Origin of the sequence: Phascolarctobacterium sp. (assembly GCF_030531065.1) — a bacterium.
In the GTDB taxonomy this organism is placed as follows: Bacteria; Bacillota; Negativicutes; order Acidaminococcales; family Acidaminococcaceae; genus Phascolarctobacterium_A.
In genome coordinates this window covers 42,653-58,546 of sequence record NZ_JAUNOQ010000007.1, presented here as the reverse complement: position 1 = coordinate 58,546, position 15,894 = coordinate 42,653, and the positions used below count along the sequence as shown (strand labels likewise).

The following is a 15,894-nucleotide window of genomic DNA, read 5'->3' as shown; positions in this document are numbered from 1 at the left end:
GGCATGAAAAGAAGTAAAAAGATAAATTACTTGATTCGCACCACTTGCCTGGTAGGCGCGTTATTCTGTTACAGCGCCGCAGGGTACGCGGCCGTTATGGCCAATACGGCGTTGCCTTCGGGTTGGGACGTCGTTGCTGGCAAAGGTACTATAAGTACATCTGGTAATACTATGGATATTACCAATTTGACCAATACCGTAATTAAATGGCAGGACTTCAATATCGGCAGCGTGGCGACGGTCAACTTTTCCGGCGATAAAAATTTTAACGTTTTGAACTATGTCAACGGCGGCAATATGTCGCAAATCCACGGCACGCTGAACGCGCAGGGCGGCAACGTCTACTTGGTGAACCCGGCGGGCGTGTTCATCGGCAAGTCGGCGCAAATCGACGTGGGCAGTTTGTACGTGTCCAATAAAAGGATAGACGGTTTAGAAGGCAATGGTGAGCTTGATTTTGACGCTGCTAAAGATGCTTTGACCAGCGCCGCTCCATCCGGCGCCGAGCTGATGAGCCTGGGGCATATCAACGCTATGCAGGTTACCTTCGACGGTAATCGCATTGTGTTGGATACGGAATATGTGACCAACGGTATCGATACGCCGATTGGCGAGGACAATATCAATATCATTGCGCCTGATAAAAACGACGTCGTTTTAGGTTATGAAGCGTATGACGAAACTGTAGATTCTACTACAGGCAAGGCGATTGGCTATAAAGAAGCAAATTCTGTTTCTGTAAAACTAGCTAACTATAAAGCTAATAGTTCAGATAGTTATGCAAGCTTCACCAAAGCCGACGGCTATATGTGGATTGAGGACGTCGAGCAGCTGCAGGCGATGAACACCAATTTAACGGGCAATTACGCTTTGCGTAACGGCATTGACGCCACCAATACGGCGGAAAAACCTTTTGCAGCGATTGCTGGTTTTGAAGGCAAGTTGGACGGTTTAGCGGGGCGCGTCGAGGGCGTGGACTTCGGCATTTTCGATTTGCACGTGGGCGACGAAGATAATTTGAGCGATAACGTCGGCTTATTTGCTTCGACCGAAGGCGCGACGCTGAAAAATTTGCTTTTCGTATCCGGCAGCGCGACGGGTAAGGACAACGTTGGCATACTGGTGGGCAGCGCTAATAATACGACGATTGAAAATATTACCACCAGCGCGGACGTCAGCGGTACGGATAATGTGGGCGGCGTTGTCGGCAGCATGACGGACGGTTCGATAACGGGCTTGTCGGCGGACGACCCGCTGCTGAACACCGGCGCGGTTACCGGGCATAAAAACGTGGGCGGCATCGTGGGCAGCTTGGACGGCGGCACGCTGGCGAACGCGCGCAATTTGGGACAAATCAGCGGCGTGTTTGTTAAAACGACAGCTAATACAAATACAGAAAATTCCTCCCATAATATTGGCGGTCTTGCAGGCTCTGCCAGCAATAATGCAACTTTGAGCGGGCTGCAAAATGATATGACGGTTACCGGCTCCTATAACGTAGGCGGTATTCTTGGCAGCGGCGCTAGTATTACGCTTAATGACGCCGTTAATACTGCGGATATTACGGCGGATGGTGTTGGTTATCGTGCGGAACACTATTATTATCTTAGATATACTTCTGATAACCCCAATAAAAAAATTGAAGGACAATGGACTCGCTTAGCGAATACGGGGGGCATCGCAGGTAGCATCACAGGAACGTCTGCTTTAACGAATGTAACTAACGACGGCGGCAATGTACAAAGTTCTAAGGCAGTATTTAATGATGAAATAAAAGATTATTACAATGCGGGTAATATCGGCGGCATCGTAGGCTATGTCAAAGGCGATGTTGGCGGCGTAAACGTCACTATTACCAACGCCGTTAATAAGGAAAATACGGTTTATGGTTCGCATAATGTGGGCGGTATTGCCGGTTATTTGGAAAACGGCAGCGTAAGCAACGCCTTGAATAACGGCGGCGAAATTATGGCGACCGGCGCATATGGCGTAATAGGTACAGAATATTTTGCTGATGAATGGTTAGGGGGGCGCAACACGTCGACTACCTATATCGGCAATATGGGTGGTATCGTGGGCTATATGTACGGCGAAAACGCCTACATCAGCCAGAGCGGCAATCGCGGCAGCGTTCATTCTATGTATATTGTAGACCACGGTAATATTCCGAAAGCAGCCCAAGCTGCCAATGTCGGCGGCATCGTTGGTAAGATTGCGCGCGCTACTACGGAAGATTTAAATGTTAGAATAGCTGCTATAAAAGAAGTCCCGACAAAAGCCGCCATAAGCGAGTGCTATAATACCGGCGATGTGCAAGGCTTTACCAGTGTGGGCGGTATTGCCGGGCAAATGTTTAACGGCGAAGTTACCGGTTCCTATAATTTGGGGCATATCCAAACGACTCGCAGAGACGCTAACGGTACTGTACCTGTAAATATGGGCGGTATCGTGGGCGAATCCTCGGAAAAGACCGACGCGAGAGTTATTGTCTACGACGTGTATAACAGCGGCGTTATCGGCTCGGAGAATTTCGATTATTATGCGCGCCACGTGGGCGGCGTAGTTGGCCGTCTTGCCGGTTATGTGGAAAAGGCGTACAATACCGGCGCAATTTACAACGGCAGCAACGTTGTCGGCGGCGTCGTGGGTTATGTGGATTATGGCAGTATTAAGGACTGCTTCAATACAGGTAATGTCACGGTACTTAATCATAACCATTATGCCAGCACGGTGGGAGGCGTCGTAGGCGGTTACGATGTGCGTGGCTTTGAATTGAGCATTGAAAATGTTTATAATTTGGGAACTGTAAGATCTTTTAAATACAATAGCAATTCCGGAGATAATTATGTGGGCGGTATTATCGGCAGAATTCTTGACCATGATCATGATCTCCATCCTGATGATACTTCATTCAAGCTGACTATCAAGAACGCATATACCTTGGGCAATATATATGCTGGAATTCCTGATGGCAATAATGGCTATAAGCTTGATGAAAACGCATATGTAGGAGCTATGTACGGCGGCTTTAATGAACTTAACAAAAGCCATGTGACTGTCAACCAAGCTTACTATATTACTCCGGAAGACGAAACTGTATTTGGCAATTTGAGCGACGCTAATAAGAATGAGTATAAAAATTCCAATTTAGATAGAACCACGGTTATTGAGTTCGCTGATAGAATGAATGCGAACAGCTACATTGATAGTAGCGAATCGACAAATAATTTTGTTTTTAGCGAAATTAAAAACAATGGTGCAGTTGTAGAGAATAAAGAAGCTCCTTGGCGCATTTACGAAGACTTTACTACACCCATCCTCAACGCGTTCCTGCCCGACGCGGAAGCATATTTTTCGGCGAATAAAGATAATCTTAGCAGCTTAGGTATCGACAGTTTGCAATACGGCACGGCCTACAACCCCACGCTGACCATCATCAACGCTAATAACAACGCTAATATTGAACTTGATTGGGGCGCCATGGGCGTAGCCAAGAACGCTTCCTTCGCTGTGTACAACGGTTCTTTGACTATCAGCAATTTCTACAACAACGGCAATTATTTCGGCGGCACGCTTTACGCCGACGATGCGTTGACGATAGAGAATGCTATAATTAAGGATGCTGACGGTAACATTACTAACAGCGGCGATATTCTGCTGGGCAGCGGCTCCCTGCTGTACGGCAGTAGCATCGATATTAAAAGCGCTGGGCAGCTGACAAGCTATGGTAGCATTGCTTCGACCGGACAAAGCGGCAGCGCCGATATTACCTTAGACGGCTACGAGGGCGTAGAAATTATCGGCACGGTTAAGTCTGCGGCTACGGGCGAAAAAGTTATTGTAGAGGGCGTCGACAGCACGCCGACGGTAGATGATGAAACAAAAGCCATATTAAAGAATCAGTTGCAAAATGTAAACGACATTTATGCCGCAATGCCGGATGTGGCGGATTACTATGGCAGAATAGTTGAAAGCGGCGCAAACGGCAATGTTGCTATTACTTCTACTGGCGACGTGGACGTGCTCTTCGGCGTGGCGCAAAACGGTTACGTGCAGAGCGCGGGCAGCATTACCTTGAACGGCGCCAGCGTTTACGTGGACAGCGATTTGAGCTTCGGCGATAAGTTGACTTTCAACGCCGACGAAGCCGTGCTGGATATCAGCAACATCGGCAAGGTGCAGACGGCGCAGGATAATAGCAAAACTAACGTCGAATATCTGCATGATTTCTTATCGCAAGCAACAGACGATAAGCTTAGTTTCGTAGGTCAAAGCACAGACGCAGATGGCAAGGCTATTACTCCGGACGCGATTATCGCTATCGATATGTCGAGCGCACAGGACGAAGGCAAGCTTGATTTACAGCAATATAATATTGTTGGCGAAACATTTAGTAAGGCGACTGAGAAATTAGGCGCTAACCAAAATAAAATCCATATTTGGCTGGAGAACGCCGAACAGCTGCAGGGCATCAACAATTATTACAAAAATAATAATAGCAGCAAAATTTTTAGCTATCAATTCGCTTTGAAAAACGACATCGACGCCAACAATTTGCAAAATTTCCATGGTATCGGTTACGGCGTTGCGGGAGGCAACGGCGGCGGTAATACCGACGATTTTAATATGGCCTTTACCGGTTCGCTGGACGGACGCGGCTACAGCATTATCGGACTGAGCGTTACGCCGGACGCAACTACGCATAGCAATTTTGATTACGCGGGCTTGTTCAGCCATATCGGCACGGCTGGCAGCGTGAAAGATTTGAACATCATCTCGTCCAATTTTACGGGCGGCAGCGTGGGCGCGGTCGCCGGTGTGAACGATGGCACAATCTCTAATGTTACGACCTTCGGCAACAGGGTGGAGAGCAATGGCAACGTCCATACGACTAACGTTTTTAGCGACGGTGAGCATCATCACGTCAGCGCGGCGGGTGGTATCGCGGGCATCAACGCGGGCGCGATTAGCAATGTTACGACCAGCGACGCGGTGATTGCTGGTGACGCTGGCATTCAAAATGACGGCGCGGGCGTTACGCGCTTAGATTCCACTGCGGGCGGTATTGCGGGCGTCAATATTAAGGAGATTAGCGGCAGCACAACTAATTCCGCTATTACCAGCAACAGCGGTGACGCGCAGGCCTTGGGCGGCGTGGTTGGTATTAACTACGGCGAGAACGCTGAACTCAATACCATTGAAAGCTGGGGCGTCCTCAACGGCAAGTACAAGGGCGTTGATGGTTCTGGTAATACAGAAATCCGCAGTACGGACAACGTCGGCGGCATCGCGGGCGTCAACTACAACGGCGCGAGCATCGTCAACGCTTACAACGAAGCGCATCTTATCGGCGGCAACGGAGTGGGCGGCGTAGTCGGCTACAGCGGCAGCGATAACAGCGCAAAAAATACGATAACCAACGCCGTCAACGCGGGCAATATTACCAGTAACTCCGACGGTTTGGACGTTGACAAAAAAGCGCAAAACGCCGGCGGCGTAGTCGGCAATAACCAGAATACGACGATTACCAACGCGCGCAACACCGGCTTTATTCACGGCGTCAACAATGTCGGCGGCATGGTCGGCACGAACGGAGAAAGCTCCGCGCTGAATCATGTGACGAACGACGGCAGCGCGACCATCGTGGGCACGACTAACGTCGGCGGCATCGCGGGCGTCAACCAGGGCAGCATCGACGCCGAGGGCAGCGACTTAATCAATAACGGCTCTATCCACGGCCATACTAATGTAGGCGGCGTAGCTGGCTTTAACGAAGAAAGCGGCACTATCAGGTATATGAACAGCAATCTTACCTTGTATGTAGATGGTAGTAACGCTCAGTATTTCGGCGGCGTGGCCGGTTATAACGATGGCCTGATTATTAACGCTACCAATACTGGTTCAGTTAATGTCGCAGGAGCAAAATATGTAGGCGGTATTACCGGCATCAATACCGAAAAGGGCAGAATTACCGGCGCAGGCAACGCCAACAGCGGCAAGGTTGTCGGCGATAATTACGTAGGCGGTATTGCCGGCTTGAATAAAGGTATGGTCAGCGGCACGACTGATGATCCTACGAAAGTGCGCAACGACGGCTATGTATATGCTATAAAGGGCGGCGCAGGCGGTATCTTTGGCGTTAATGAAAGCAATATGCAGCATGTAACGCTGATTAACGGCGGTATTGTCTATGGTCAAGGTACCAGCGGCACAGGCGGCTTGATTGGCGTAAACTACGGAGATATCAATCAATCCAATCTTATTGGCGAAGTTGACGGCGTGGTAATCGGCAGCGCTAACGTAGGCGGCTTACTTGGTATCAACTACGGTACGGTAGCAGGCGGACGCGACAGTCAGAATAACTATTATGCACATCAAGTTTACAACAATGGTACGGTAGTAGGCGGCGAGTATAGCGAAAGTGATAGCGCTGACGCTGTAGCAGTGAAGGACGCGGCTGGCAATGTAATTGGCTATTATACCGTAGATACTAGCAGCTCGAATATCGGAGGTGTGGTTGGCAATAATGCCGCAGATACTTTAAAAGGCACAGGCGCTTTAACTGCGGCGTACAACACCGGTAAAGTTTTAGGCGGCACGAGCGTAGGCGGCGTAGTTGGCAATAACGAAAGCGCTGTTGACCAGGTGTTTAACGCCGGAGCGGTAAATGACGGTACAAATCAACAAGTTATTGGCAATAAAGGTGCTAATAGCAGCGCTTTCGATTATTACGACCTCAATGGAGAAGATTATAGCGTTGATAACGATACCGTTTGGAAGTCCTACGATGGCGGTAATAAGTACGGTTATAATAAGCTGCTGAAAGTGTTCCTGACGAAAATTAAATTCGTGCAGACTGCCGACGTGCAACTTATTGCTGCTGGGCAGCAGAGCATCGTGGTAAGAGCGGTGGGCGATACTGTCAATGTTTATACGCAGAACGCTGCGGGCAAGGAAGTCCAGATAGGTTATATTCAGGCTGCCGATCCTAACGGCGCGCATAGCATGGCAGATTATCTAAGCAGCATGAATCAAGACGGCTTGAACGGCTTGCTGTCGGGCAAAGCGGTCGACTCCGTTGGCACGTATAACTTGTTTACAACGCAGCAAATCAATGTTGTAGACAAGAGCCATAATAATTTGGGTTACGATATCGAACCGTTGACGGTTAAAGTCGTGAAATACGACCCGTTCGAGCCGGTAGTACCGCCTGTTATCGATCCCGACGATCCTCGTAATTACGATATTTGGCAGGCCGAGGATAAATATCCCTGGTACCAATGGGATAAGCAGCGCAATAAACGCGAACGCAAGGCAGAGGTTCACTTTGTCGACGGCGGTATGGAGATTGATTAATAATCCCAATAATATCTTATAATGCTTTTGCAGACGGTCGCTTTAGGACGGCCGTCTGTTTTTGTCACAATTCCTTCGCTTGACTAATTTATAAGCAGCCGTTATAATAAAAACAACTTCATAAGGTAAACCTTTGGGGCAGGGTGCAATTCCCTACCGGCGGTTATAGTCCGCGAGCCGTAAGGCACGAACCGGCGCAATTCCGGTACCGACAGTAGAGTCTGGATGAGAAAAGGTGGCTGGAGCATTATGCGTCGCGCTGGGACCCCGAGGTCTTGGCGCGATTTTTGCTTTGACCCCTAATTTGAAGTTTGAAGGTGATAATGAATGACGGACGAACAGTATATGCAGCGGGCGTTGGCGCTGGCGCTGCAGGCTGAAGGCAATACCAGCCCTAACCCGATGGTGGGCTGCGTAATTGTCGACGACGACGGTAATATTGTGGGCGAGGGCTATCACCACAAGGCAGGCGAGGCTCACGCGGAGGTCAACGCTCTGGCTGAAGCCAAGCAGCTGGCTCGCGGCGCCACCGCCTACGTTACCCTGGAGCCCTGCGCTCATTACGGCCGCACCGGCCCCTGCTGCGTAGCTTTAGCGCGTGCGGCCATTAAAAAGGTTGTTGTGGCCTGTACGGACCCCAATCCCCAGGTAGCGGGGCAGGGCTTGCAGTACCTGCGCTTGCAGGGCATAGAAGTTGTGACGGGCGTGTGCGAAAAGCAGGCGCTGCGCTTAAACGAGCGCTTTTTTACCTGGATAACGAAGCGGCGGCCCTTTATCAGCTTGAAATATGCTATGACTTTGGACGGTAAGATTGCTGCCCGCACCGGGGACAGCAAATGGATTACCGGCGAGGAGGCGCGAACTTTTGCGCACAGGCTGCGCCGTGCGCACGACGCCGTTTTGGTAGGCGCAGGTACGGTGCTGGCCGACGACCCGGAGCTGACCACGCGCATGGTGGAGGGCAAAAATCCCGTGCGGGTAGTGCTGGACGGACGTCTGCGGCTGTCGCTGACGGCTGCGGTGCTGAACCCGGCGGCAGATACGTTGATTTTTACAGGCCTCGCGGCAGACGCAGTAAAGGCGGACGCTTTAAACGCGCTGCCCAATGTGGAGGTAGTGCGGCTGCCCTTGATTGAAGGCAAGCTGCCTGTTTCCCAGGTAATCGACGAGCTGGCCCGGCGCGGCATTACGAGCCTGTTGGTAGAAGGCGGCGGCGCGGTTCACGGCGCTTTTCGTGACGCAGGGCTGGCGGACAGGGTGTACGCTTTTATAGCGCCGAAAATTATCGGCGGCAGTAAGGCTTGTACTCCTGTCGGCGGCGCAGGCTGCGCGTTCATCGAGGACGGCTGGCTATTGGAGCAGGTGGAAGCGCGTCAGCTGGGGCCTGACTTCTTAGTAACGGGCCTCGTGCCAAAGGAGGCGGAATAATGTTCACGGGTTTGGTTGCCGAATTAGGCACGGTACAAAATTTGGCGCGGCAGGGCGAGTCGTACCATTTGACTGTCAGCGCCGCTAAGGTTATGCAAAATTTAAAGATAGGCGACAGCGTGGCGGTCAACGGCGCTTGCCTGACGGTGGTGCGTCTGGACGGCGGCGCTTTTACGGCGGACGTGATGCCGGAAACGGTACGCCTGACTAATATCGGGCAGCTGCGCACGGGCGATAAGGTGAATTTAGAGCGCACGCTGCGTTTATGCGACGGGCTCGACGGGCATATCGTCAGCGGCCACGTGGAGGGGCAGGGCGTAATCGCCGGCCGCCGCCCCGAAGGTATCGCTATGGTGGTAAATATTTCCGCGCCGCCGGAGCTGCTGAAATATATTATTAAGAAGGGCAGCGTTGCTATCGACGGCATCAGCCTGACGGTAACGCAGATCACGGACACGGATTTTTCCGTATCGCTGATTCCCCATACGGCGAAAGAAACGACGCTGGGCTTTAAGGATGTGGGCGATAAGGTGAATCTGGAAACGGATATTATCGGCAAATATGTGGAGCGCATGCTGAGCTGGGATAAAAAACAGGACGGCGCGGCGCTGCTGGATAAAAATACGCTGTTGGCGAACGGCTTTATGTGAGGGATAAATCATGCAGGAAAAATTTAAGTATAATACGATTGAGGAAGCTGTAGCTGCGATTAAGGCAGGCAAAATGGTGCTGGTCACCGACGACGAGGAGCGCGAGAACGAGGGCGATTTGATTATGGCCGCCGAGCTGTGCACGCCGGAGGCGATCAATTTTATGGCTAAGGAGGCCCGCGGCTTGATTTGTATGCCGGCGGACGGTTCCGTTATGGACAAGCTGCAATTCGGCGCTATGGTCAGCAAGAATACGGATAACCATGAAACGGCCTTTTCCGTATCCGTGGACCATGTGGATACGAGCACGGGAATTTCGGCTTACGAGCGGGCCTACACCATGAAAAAATGCGCTGAGGACGGCGCGCAGCCCGGCGATTTCCGCCGTCCCGGTCATGTGTTCCCGTTGCGCGCCCGTGAGGGCGGCGTACTGGTGCGCACCGGCCACACGGAAACCACGGTGGATTTGTGCAAGTTGGCCGGGTTGAAGCCCGTGGGCATTTGCTGCGAGATTATGAACGACGACGGGCATATGGCGCGCACTCCCGATTTAATTAAGTTCGCCCAAAAGCATGGCCTGGTATTTATTACCGTAGCCGATTTGGTGGCCTACCGCAAATCCCATGAAAAGATGGTGCATCGTGCGGCTGAAGCGGCGCTGCCGACCAAGTACGGCAAATTCCGCATTATCGCTTATGAAAACGATTTGGATAATTTGTGCCACGTGGCCATCGTCAAGGGCGACATTGCCGGGAAAAAGGACGTGCTGGTGCGCGTACACAGCGAATGCTTGACCGGCGACGCTTTCGGCAGCCTGCGCTGCGATTGCGGCGACCAGCTGGCCACGGCTTTGCGCATGATTGAGCGCGAGGGCTGCGGCGCTGTGGTGTATATGCGCCAGGAGGGACGCGGTATCGGCCTGGCCAATAAGATTCGCGCCTACGCTTTGCAGGACACGGGGCTGGATACGGTGGAGGCCAATGTGCGCCTGGGCTTTGCGCCCGACCTGCGGGATTACGGCCTGGGCGCGCAGATTCTGTCCGATTTGGGGCTGACCAGCATCCGCCTAATTACCAATAACCCGGCTAAGCGCATTGGCTTGAGCGGCTACGGCATCACGATTACGGAGCGCGTGCCCATTGTGATGGAGCCCAATCAGTACAACGAGCATTATCTCGATGTGAAAGAAGAAAAGATGGGGCATAAGCTGCACGAATGCGGCTGCGGCTGCCACAAATAATTTGTTGTAATTTGCAATTAGATATTGCGGCGGTCAGCGAAATTTTGGACGCGCATTGCGCGCAGCGCCGTAATTTTTGTTTCGCTTGGCGATATAGTAATTGCTTACTTCAGTTGTTGATAAGTGATTAAAGAAAATTTTTGTATCTGAAAATATTATACGAGGAGGATTTTATCATGAACGTATTAGAAGGTAAATTAACGGCGAAGGGTTTGAAATTTGCCATTGTGGTGGCTCGCTTTAATGAATTTATTACCAGTAAGCTGCTGAGCGGCTGCGTGGACTGCCTGGTGCGCCACGAGGCGGCCGACGAGGATTTGACCGTGGCCTGGGTGCCGGGCGCTTTTGAGATTCCTATGGCCGCTAAAAAGCTGGCGGAAAGCGGCAAGTACGACGCCGTTATTTGCCTGGGCGCAGTTATCCGCGGCGCTACGCCTCATTTTGATTATGTCTGCGCCGAAGCTTCCAAGGGCATCGCCCAGGTCAGCTTGCAAACCGGCGTGCCGGTGGCGTTCGGCGTGCTGACTACGGAAAATATTCAGCAGGCTGTGGAGCGCGCGGGCACTAAGGCCGGCAATAAGGGCGTGGACTGCGCTATGACGGCTATGGAAATGGTCAACCTGTTTAAGGAAATGTAAGCAGCGCTCTTTTCCATAACGAAACGCTATTCAAAAAATCTTTACATAAAGTATAGCGCCCCGGCGTTAGTTTTAGCGTTGCATTTTAATTTGATTTGCCGTATAATAAAAGACAGGATAGCCTGCGGCTGCAGGCGAGTTCCTGACGTGAGAAGTACAAGCCCGCTAGTAGTTAGTGGGCTTATTTTTGTAAAAAAGAACAAGCGAGGCTCACGCGCAGCCGGGTTGACATTTGCAGCAGAGCTTTGCGAGGACGAGGTAAGATTATGAAAGACATTTTAACTAAGGCTACGGCCGACGGCGTGCGCATTTACGCTTTGAACACCACTAACCTGGTGCGCGAGGCGGCGCGGAAGCACGGCTGTTCTCATTTGGCCAGCGCGGCCCTGGGACGCGCTATGAGCGGAGCGCTGCTGCTGGCGGCCATGATGAAGGACGGCGAACGCATCAGCCTGCGGTTGAAGGGCGACGGTCCCCTGGGCGAGGTAGTGGCGGACGCCGAGGGCGGTAATGTGCGCGGTTATGTGGAAAATCCCGACGCTTTTTTGCCGCTGAAGGAGGACGGCAAGCTGGATGTGGGCGGCGGTATCGGCCAGGGAAATATTATCGTTACCCGCTATTTGCAGAACGCCGAGCCTTTTACCGGTTACTGCGAGCTGGCCGACGGCGAAATTGCCAGCGATTTGACGAAGTATCTTTATGTGTCGGAGCAGACTCCCAGCAGCGTGGCCCTGGGCGTTTTGGTGGATAAGGACGGACTGGTCACGGCGGCGGGCGGCTTTTTTATTCAGGCTATGCCTGGCTGCGCCGACGAGGTGCTGGCCAAGCTGGAGGAAAACGTCGGCCTGACGCCCTACGTTACGCAGCTGCTGGAGCTTGGCTATACGCCGGCTAAGATGATTGAAATTTTGGGGCGCGGCCTTGACGTGGACATTAAGGAAAGTTTGCCGCTGCAGTTTAAATGCCGCTGCAGCCGCGACCGCATTCTGGCGGCCTTGGGCGCGCTGGATAAAAAATCGCTGACGGAGCTGGCTCAGGACGAGGTGACGGAGGCTCACTGCCAGTTCTGCAATACTACCTATGCCTTTACGCAGCAGGAAGTGCAGAAGCTGTTGGCGGCAAAATAGGCAAAACTATCCTTGACAAGAAAAACTTTTGTTTGTATAATTTATTTAGCGAGAAAATTTAATAGCAGGAGGACATGCTGATGGATGCAGATAAAAAGAAAGCCTTGGATATGGCTATGCACCAGATTGAAAAAGATTTTGGCAAGGGCAGCATTATGAAGCTCGGCGAGGCCAGCGCCAAAATGAATATAGAAGTTATTCCCACCGGCGCATTGTCGCTGGATATTGCTCTGGGCGTGGGCGGTATTCCCCGCGGCCGCGTTATTGAAATTTACGGGCCTGAATCTTCCGGTAAGACTACGGTAGCGCTGCACATGATTGCCGAAGCGCAGAAGGCGGGCGGGTATGCCGCTTTTATCGATGCGGAGCACGCACTGGACCCGGAATATGCCCGTCATTTGGGCGTTGATATCGACAATTTGCTGATTTCCCAGCCGGACAACGGCGAGCAGGCTTTGGAGATTGCCGACGCTTTGGTGCGCAGCGGCGCGATCGATATTATCGTTATCGACTCTGTTGCGGCCCTGGTTCCCCGCGCTGAAATTGAGGGCGAAATGGGCGATTCCCACGTAGGTTTGCAGGCGCGGTTGATGAGCCAGGCTTTGCGCAAGCTGACCGGTTTAATCGCTAAATCCAAATGCGCCACTATTTTTATCAACCAGATTCGTGAAAAGGTGGGCGTAATGTTCGGCAATCCGGAGACCACTACGGGCGGCCGTGCGCTGAAATTTTATTCCACCGTGCGTTTGGAGGTGCGCCGTGCCGATACGCTGAAAAACGGCAACGAGGTTATTGGCAGCCGTACGCGCGTGAAGGTTGTTAAAAATAAAGTTGCGCCTCCCTTTAAGCAGGCGGAGTTTGATATTATGTACGGCAAGGGCATTTCTCACGAGGGCTGTTTGGTGGATTTGGGCGCAGATCTGGATATTATCAATAAGAGCGGCGCCTGGTATTCATACGGCGATACCCGTTTGGGCCAAGGCAAGGAGAAGGTGAAGGATTTTCTGCGCGACAATCCGGAGATTGCCAAAGAAATCGAAGCTAAAATCCGTGCGGCTACCGTGGCTAAGCCGAGCGTTGCTGCCGATGCGGACGAAGAGCAGGAAGCAGATGTGGAAACAATCTTCAAAGATGAACTCTAAGGAAAAATTTACCAGCGCGCAGCAGGCTTACAGCTGTGCGCTGGATTTACTTTCTTATAAGGATTACAGCGAGCAGAAGCTGCGCGAACGCTTGCAGCAGAAGGGCGCGGATGAAGAGCAGGCCGACGCGGCCATCGCTAAGCTGCGGCATTACGGTCTGGTGGACGAGCGGCGCTATGCGGAGCGCGTTTACGAGGCCTGGCTCAATAAGCGCTGCTATGGCAGGCTGCATTTGCAGGCCGAGCTGCAAAAACGGGGCGTGGGGCAGGAGCTGGTAAGCGAAATTTTGCAGCGCTTTACGCCGGAGCGGGAGAGCGAGCTGGCGGAAAATGCGGCGGAGCTTTTTTTGCAGCGTAATCGCCGCAAGCTGGCGGGGGCGCGGCAGTACGACAAAAAAATATACGCGGCGGCGGGACGCTTTATGGCGGCGCGTGGTTTTTCTTCAAGATATATGACGATTTTGTTGGAAAAGCTGCGCTGCGATAACGATATGTAGTGTGCCCATCTTGACAATTTTGTTAAATTTAATTACAATGTAATTATACCGTCGTGATTATATCACTGGTTTTCACGAGGCGACGTCTTAATATGTTGCCTTTCTTTTTTGCCCTGTTTCAGAATTGATAATACGTTAATTTTTAAATTAATTGATTAATATTCAATGGAATAAGGACATTAATAGCAGACGCAGAGGCGCCTGCTGTTGCTATGCAAAAAAATTTTGAAAAAATTTTACAATCAGGAGGTGAGGACTATTTTAGAGATTATTGGAACCGCTGTCGTAGTTGGTTTGGCAGGCGGCGCCGTGGGCTATCTGGTTCGCAAAAACGTCGCTGAAAGCAAGATCGCTACTGCTGAAGAGCAGGCTGTGCATATTGTGCAGGAGGCCGAGCAGGCTTGCGAAGCGAAACGCAAGGAAATGATGATGGAGGCTAAAGAGGAGATCCATCGTCTGCGTTCCGAAATGGAGCGCGAAAATAAAGACAGACGCAATGACCTGCAGCGTCAGGAGCGTCGTCTGGTGCAAAAGGAAGAAAACCTGGATCGCAAAATGGAGTCCTTTGAACGCAAGGAGGAAAAGCTGGCCGCTAAGGAGCAGCGTCTGAACGCCGCCCAGGAGAAGGCCGAGCAGCTGTGCCAAAAGCAAATGGCGGAGCTGGAGCGTTTGTCCGGTTTGACCAGCGAGGAGGCGAAGCAGGAGCTTTTGCAATCCCTGGGCGACGAGGTTAAGCACGAATCCGCTATGCTGATCAAGGATTTGGAGCAGCAGGCTAAGGATGAGGCCGATAAGAAGGCGCGCGAGATTATTTCCCTGGCAATTCAGCGCTGCGCTGCCGACCATGTGGCCGAAACTACCGTTTCCGTAGTAGGTCTGCCCAACGACGAAATGAAAGGACGCATCATCGGCCGCGAGGGGCGTAATATCCGCACGCTGGAAACTCTGACCGGTATCGACCTGATTATTGACGATACGCCGGAGGCTGTTATTATTTCCGGCTTCGATCCGGTACGCCGCGAGGTAGCGCGTATCGCTTTGGAAAAGCTGATCAACGACGGTCGTATTCATCCGTCCCGTATCGAAGAAATGGTTGAAAAGGCTCAGAAAGAGGTTGAGCAGAAAATCAAGGAAGCCGGCGAGCAGGCAACCTTCGCCGTCGGCGTACACGGCCTGCATCCGGAGCTGATTAAGCTGCTGGGCCGCTTGAAATACCGCACCAGCTATGGCCAGAATGTGCTGAACCATTCTGTGGAGGTAGCTAACCTGGCCGGCGTTATGGCGTCCGAGCTGGGCGTGGACGTGGTTTTGGCCAAACGCGCAGGCTTGCTGCACGATATCGGCAAGGCTATCGACCACGAGATGGAGGGCTCCCATGTGGAAATCGGCGGCGAAATCGCCAAGAAATTCCGCGAGTCCGATTTAATTATTAACGCTATTTTGGCGCATCATGGCGATTGCGAGCCTAAGAGCGTGGAGGCCGTACTGGTATCCGCCGCTGACGCCGTATCCGCCGCCCGTCCTGGCGCTCGCCGCGAGACTTTGGAAAGCTATCTGAAGCGCTTGACCCGTCTGGAGGAGATTTCCGAATCCTTTGACGGCGTTGATAAATGCTATGCCGTACAGGCCGGCCGCGAGATACGCATTATGGTGAAGCCCGAGATGATCGACGATGCTTCCGCCGTACTGCTGGCGCGCGATATTTCCAAAAAGATCGAAGCGGAGATGGAATATCCCGGACAGATCAAGGTGGTTATTATTCGCGAGACCCGCGCGGTGGATTACGCAAAATAAAATATTACAGCTAGGGCGCGTTC

General features: G+C 52.0%; 9 protein-coding genes and 1 riboswitch. All 9 genes read left to right on the top strand.

Going from position 1 to position 15,894, the window contains the following annotated elements:
• The first annotated feature begins 3 nt into the window (after positions 1–3).
• The 9 genes from Q4E64_RS06135 (at position 4) to rny (ending at position 15,871) form a co-directional block, all read left to right on the top strand.
• Positions 4–7,356 (top strand): filamentous hemagglutinin N-terminal domain-containing protein, encoded by a 7,353-nt coding sequence (locus Q4E64_RS06135; RefSeq protein WP_303166868.1) that lies wholly within the window; start codon positions 4–6, stop codon positions 7,354–7,356.
• 125 nt (positions 7,357–7,481) lie between these two features.
• Positions 7,482–7,597: riboswitch (FMN riboswitch) on the top strand.
• 86 nt (positions 7,598–7,683) lie between these two features.
• Entirely contained in the window at positions 7,684–8,784 is a 1,101-nt protein-coding gene (ribD, locus tag Q4E64_RS06130) for a bifunctional diaminohydroxyphosphoribosylaminopyrimidine deaminase/5-amino-6-(5-phosphoribosylamino)uracil reductase RibD (RefSeq protein WP_303166867.1), read from the top strand.
• Positions 8,784–9,434 carry a riboflavin synthase gene (locus Q4E64_RS06125; RefSeq protein WP_303166866.1) on the top strand — a complete coding sequence of 217 codons (651 nt, stop codon included), beginning with the start codon at positions 8,784–8,786 and terminating at the stop codon, positions 9,432–9,434. Before ribD ends, Q4E64_RS06125 begins: the two co-directional genes overlap by 1 nt.
• Before the next feature lie 10 nt (positions 9,435–9,444).
• Positions 9,445–10,674 carry a bifunctional 3,4-dihydroxy-2-butanone-4-phosphate synthase/GTP cyclohydrolase II gene (locus tag Q4E64_RS06120; protein WP_303166865.1) on the top strand — a complete coding sequence of 410 codons (1,230 nt, stop codon included), beginning with the start codon at positions 9,445–9,447 and terminating at the stop codon, positions 10,672–10,674.
• Positions 10,675–10,850: 176 nt separating this feature from the next.
• Positions 10,851–11,312, top strand: coding sequence for a 6,7-dimethyl-8-ribityllumazine synthase (ribE, locus tag Q4E64_RS06115; protein ID WP_293728821.1), 462 nt, complete (start codon positions 10,851–10,853; stop codon positions 11,310–11,312).
• 266 nt (positions 11,313–11,578) lie between these two features.
• On the top strand, positions 11,579–12,439 hold the full coding sequence (hslO, locus tag Q4E64_RS06110) for an Hsp33 family molecular chaperone HslO (RefSeq protein ID WP_303166864.1): 861 nt from the start codon (positions 11,579–11,581) through the stop codon (positions 12,437–12,439).
• Between the two features lie 74 nt (positions 12,440–12,513).
• Positions 12,514–13,581 (top strand): recombinase RecA, encoded by a 1,068-nt coding sequence (gene recA / locus Q4E64_RS06105; protein WP_303166863.1) that lies wholly within the window; start codon positions 12,514–12,516, stop codon positions 13,579–13,581.
• Positions 13,571–14,077, top strand: coding sequence for a regulatory protein RecX (locus tag Q4E64_RS06100; RefSeq protein ID WP_303166862.1), 507 nt, complete (start codon positions 13,571–13,573; stop codon positions 14,075–14,077). Before recA ends, Q4E64_RS06100 begins: the two co-directional genes overlap by 11 nt.
• A 249-nt stretch (positions 14,078–14,326) precedes the next feature.
• Complete coding sequence (rny, locus tag Q4E64_RS06095; protein ID WP_368501530.1) at positions 14,327–15,871, top strand: ribonuclease Y; 1,545 nt, start codon at positions 14,327–14,329, stop codon at positions 15,869–15,871.
• The last annotated feature ends 23 nt before the right edge of the window (positions 15,872–15,894 follow it).

Bases quoted from the DNA above. Each gene is read 5' to 3' on its own strand.
- Q4E64_RS06135 (WP_303166868.1), top strand. From the start codon at position 4: ATGAAAAGAAGTAAAAAGATAAATTACTTGATTCGCACCACTTGCCTG.
- ribD (WP_303166867.1), top strand. From the start codon at position 7,684: ATGACGGACGAACAGTATATGCAGCGGGCGTTGGCGCTGGCGCTGCAG.
- Q4E64_RS06125 (WP_303166866.1), top strand. From the start codon at position 8,784: ATGTTCACGGGTTTGGTTGCCGAATTAGGCACGGTACAAAATTTGGCG.
- Q4E64_RS06120 (WP_303166865.1), top strand. From the start codon at position 9,445: ATGCAGGAAAAATTTAAGTATAATACGATTGAGGAAGCTGTAGCTGCG.
- ribE (WP_293728821.1), top strand. From the start codon at position 10,851: ATGAACGTATTAGAAGGTAAATTAACGGCGAAGGGTTTGAAATTTGCC.
- hslO (WP_303166864.1), top strand. From the start codon at position 11,579: ATGAAAGACATTTTAACTAAGGCTACGGCCGACGGCGTGCGCATTTAC.
- recA (WP_303166863.1), top strand. From the start codon at position 12,514: ATGCTGATGGATGCAGATAAAAAGAAAGCCTTGGATATGGCTATGCAC.
- Q4E64_RS06100 (WP_303166862.1), top strand. From the start codon at position 13,571: ATGAACTCTAAGGAAAAATTTACCAGCGCGCAGCAGGCTTACAGCTGT.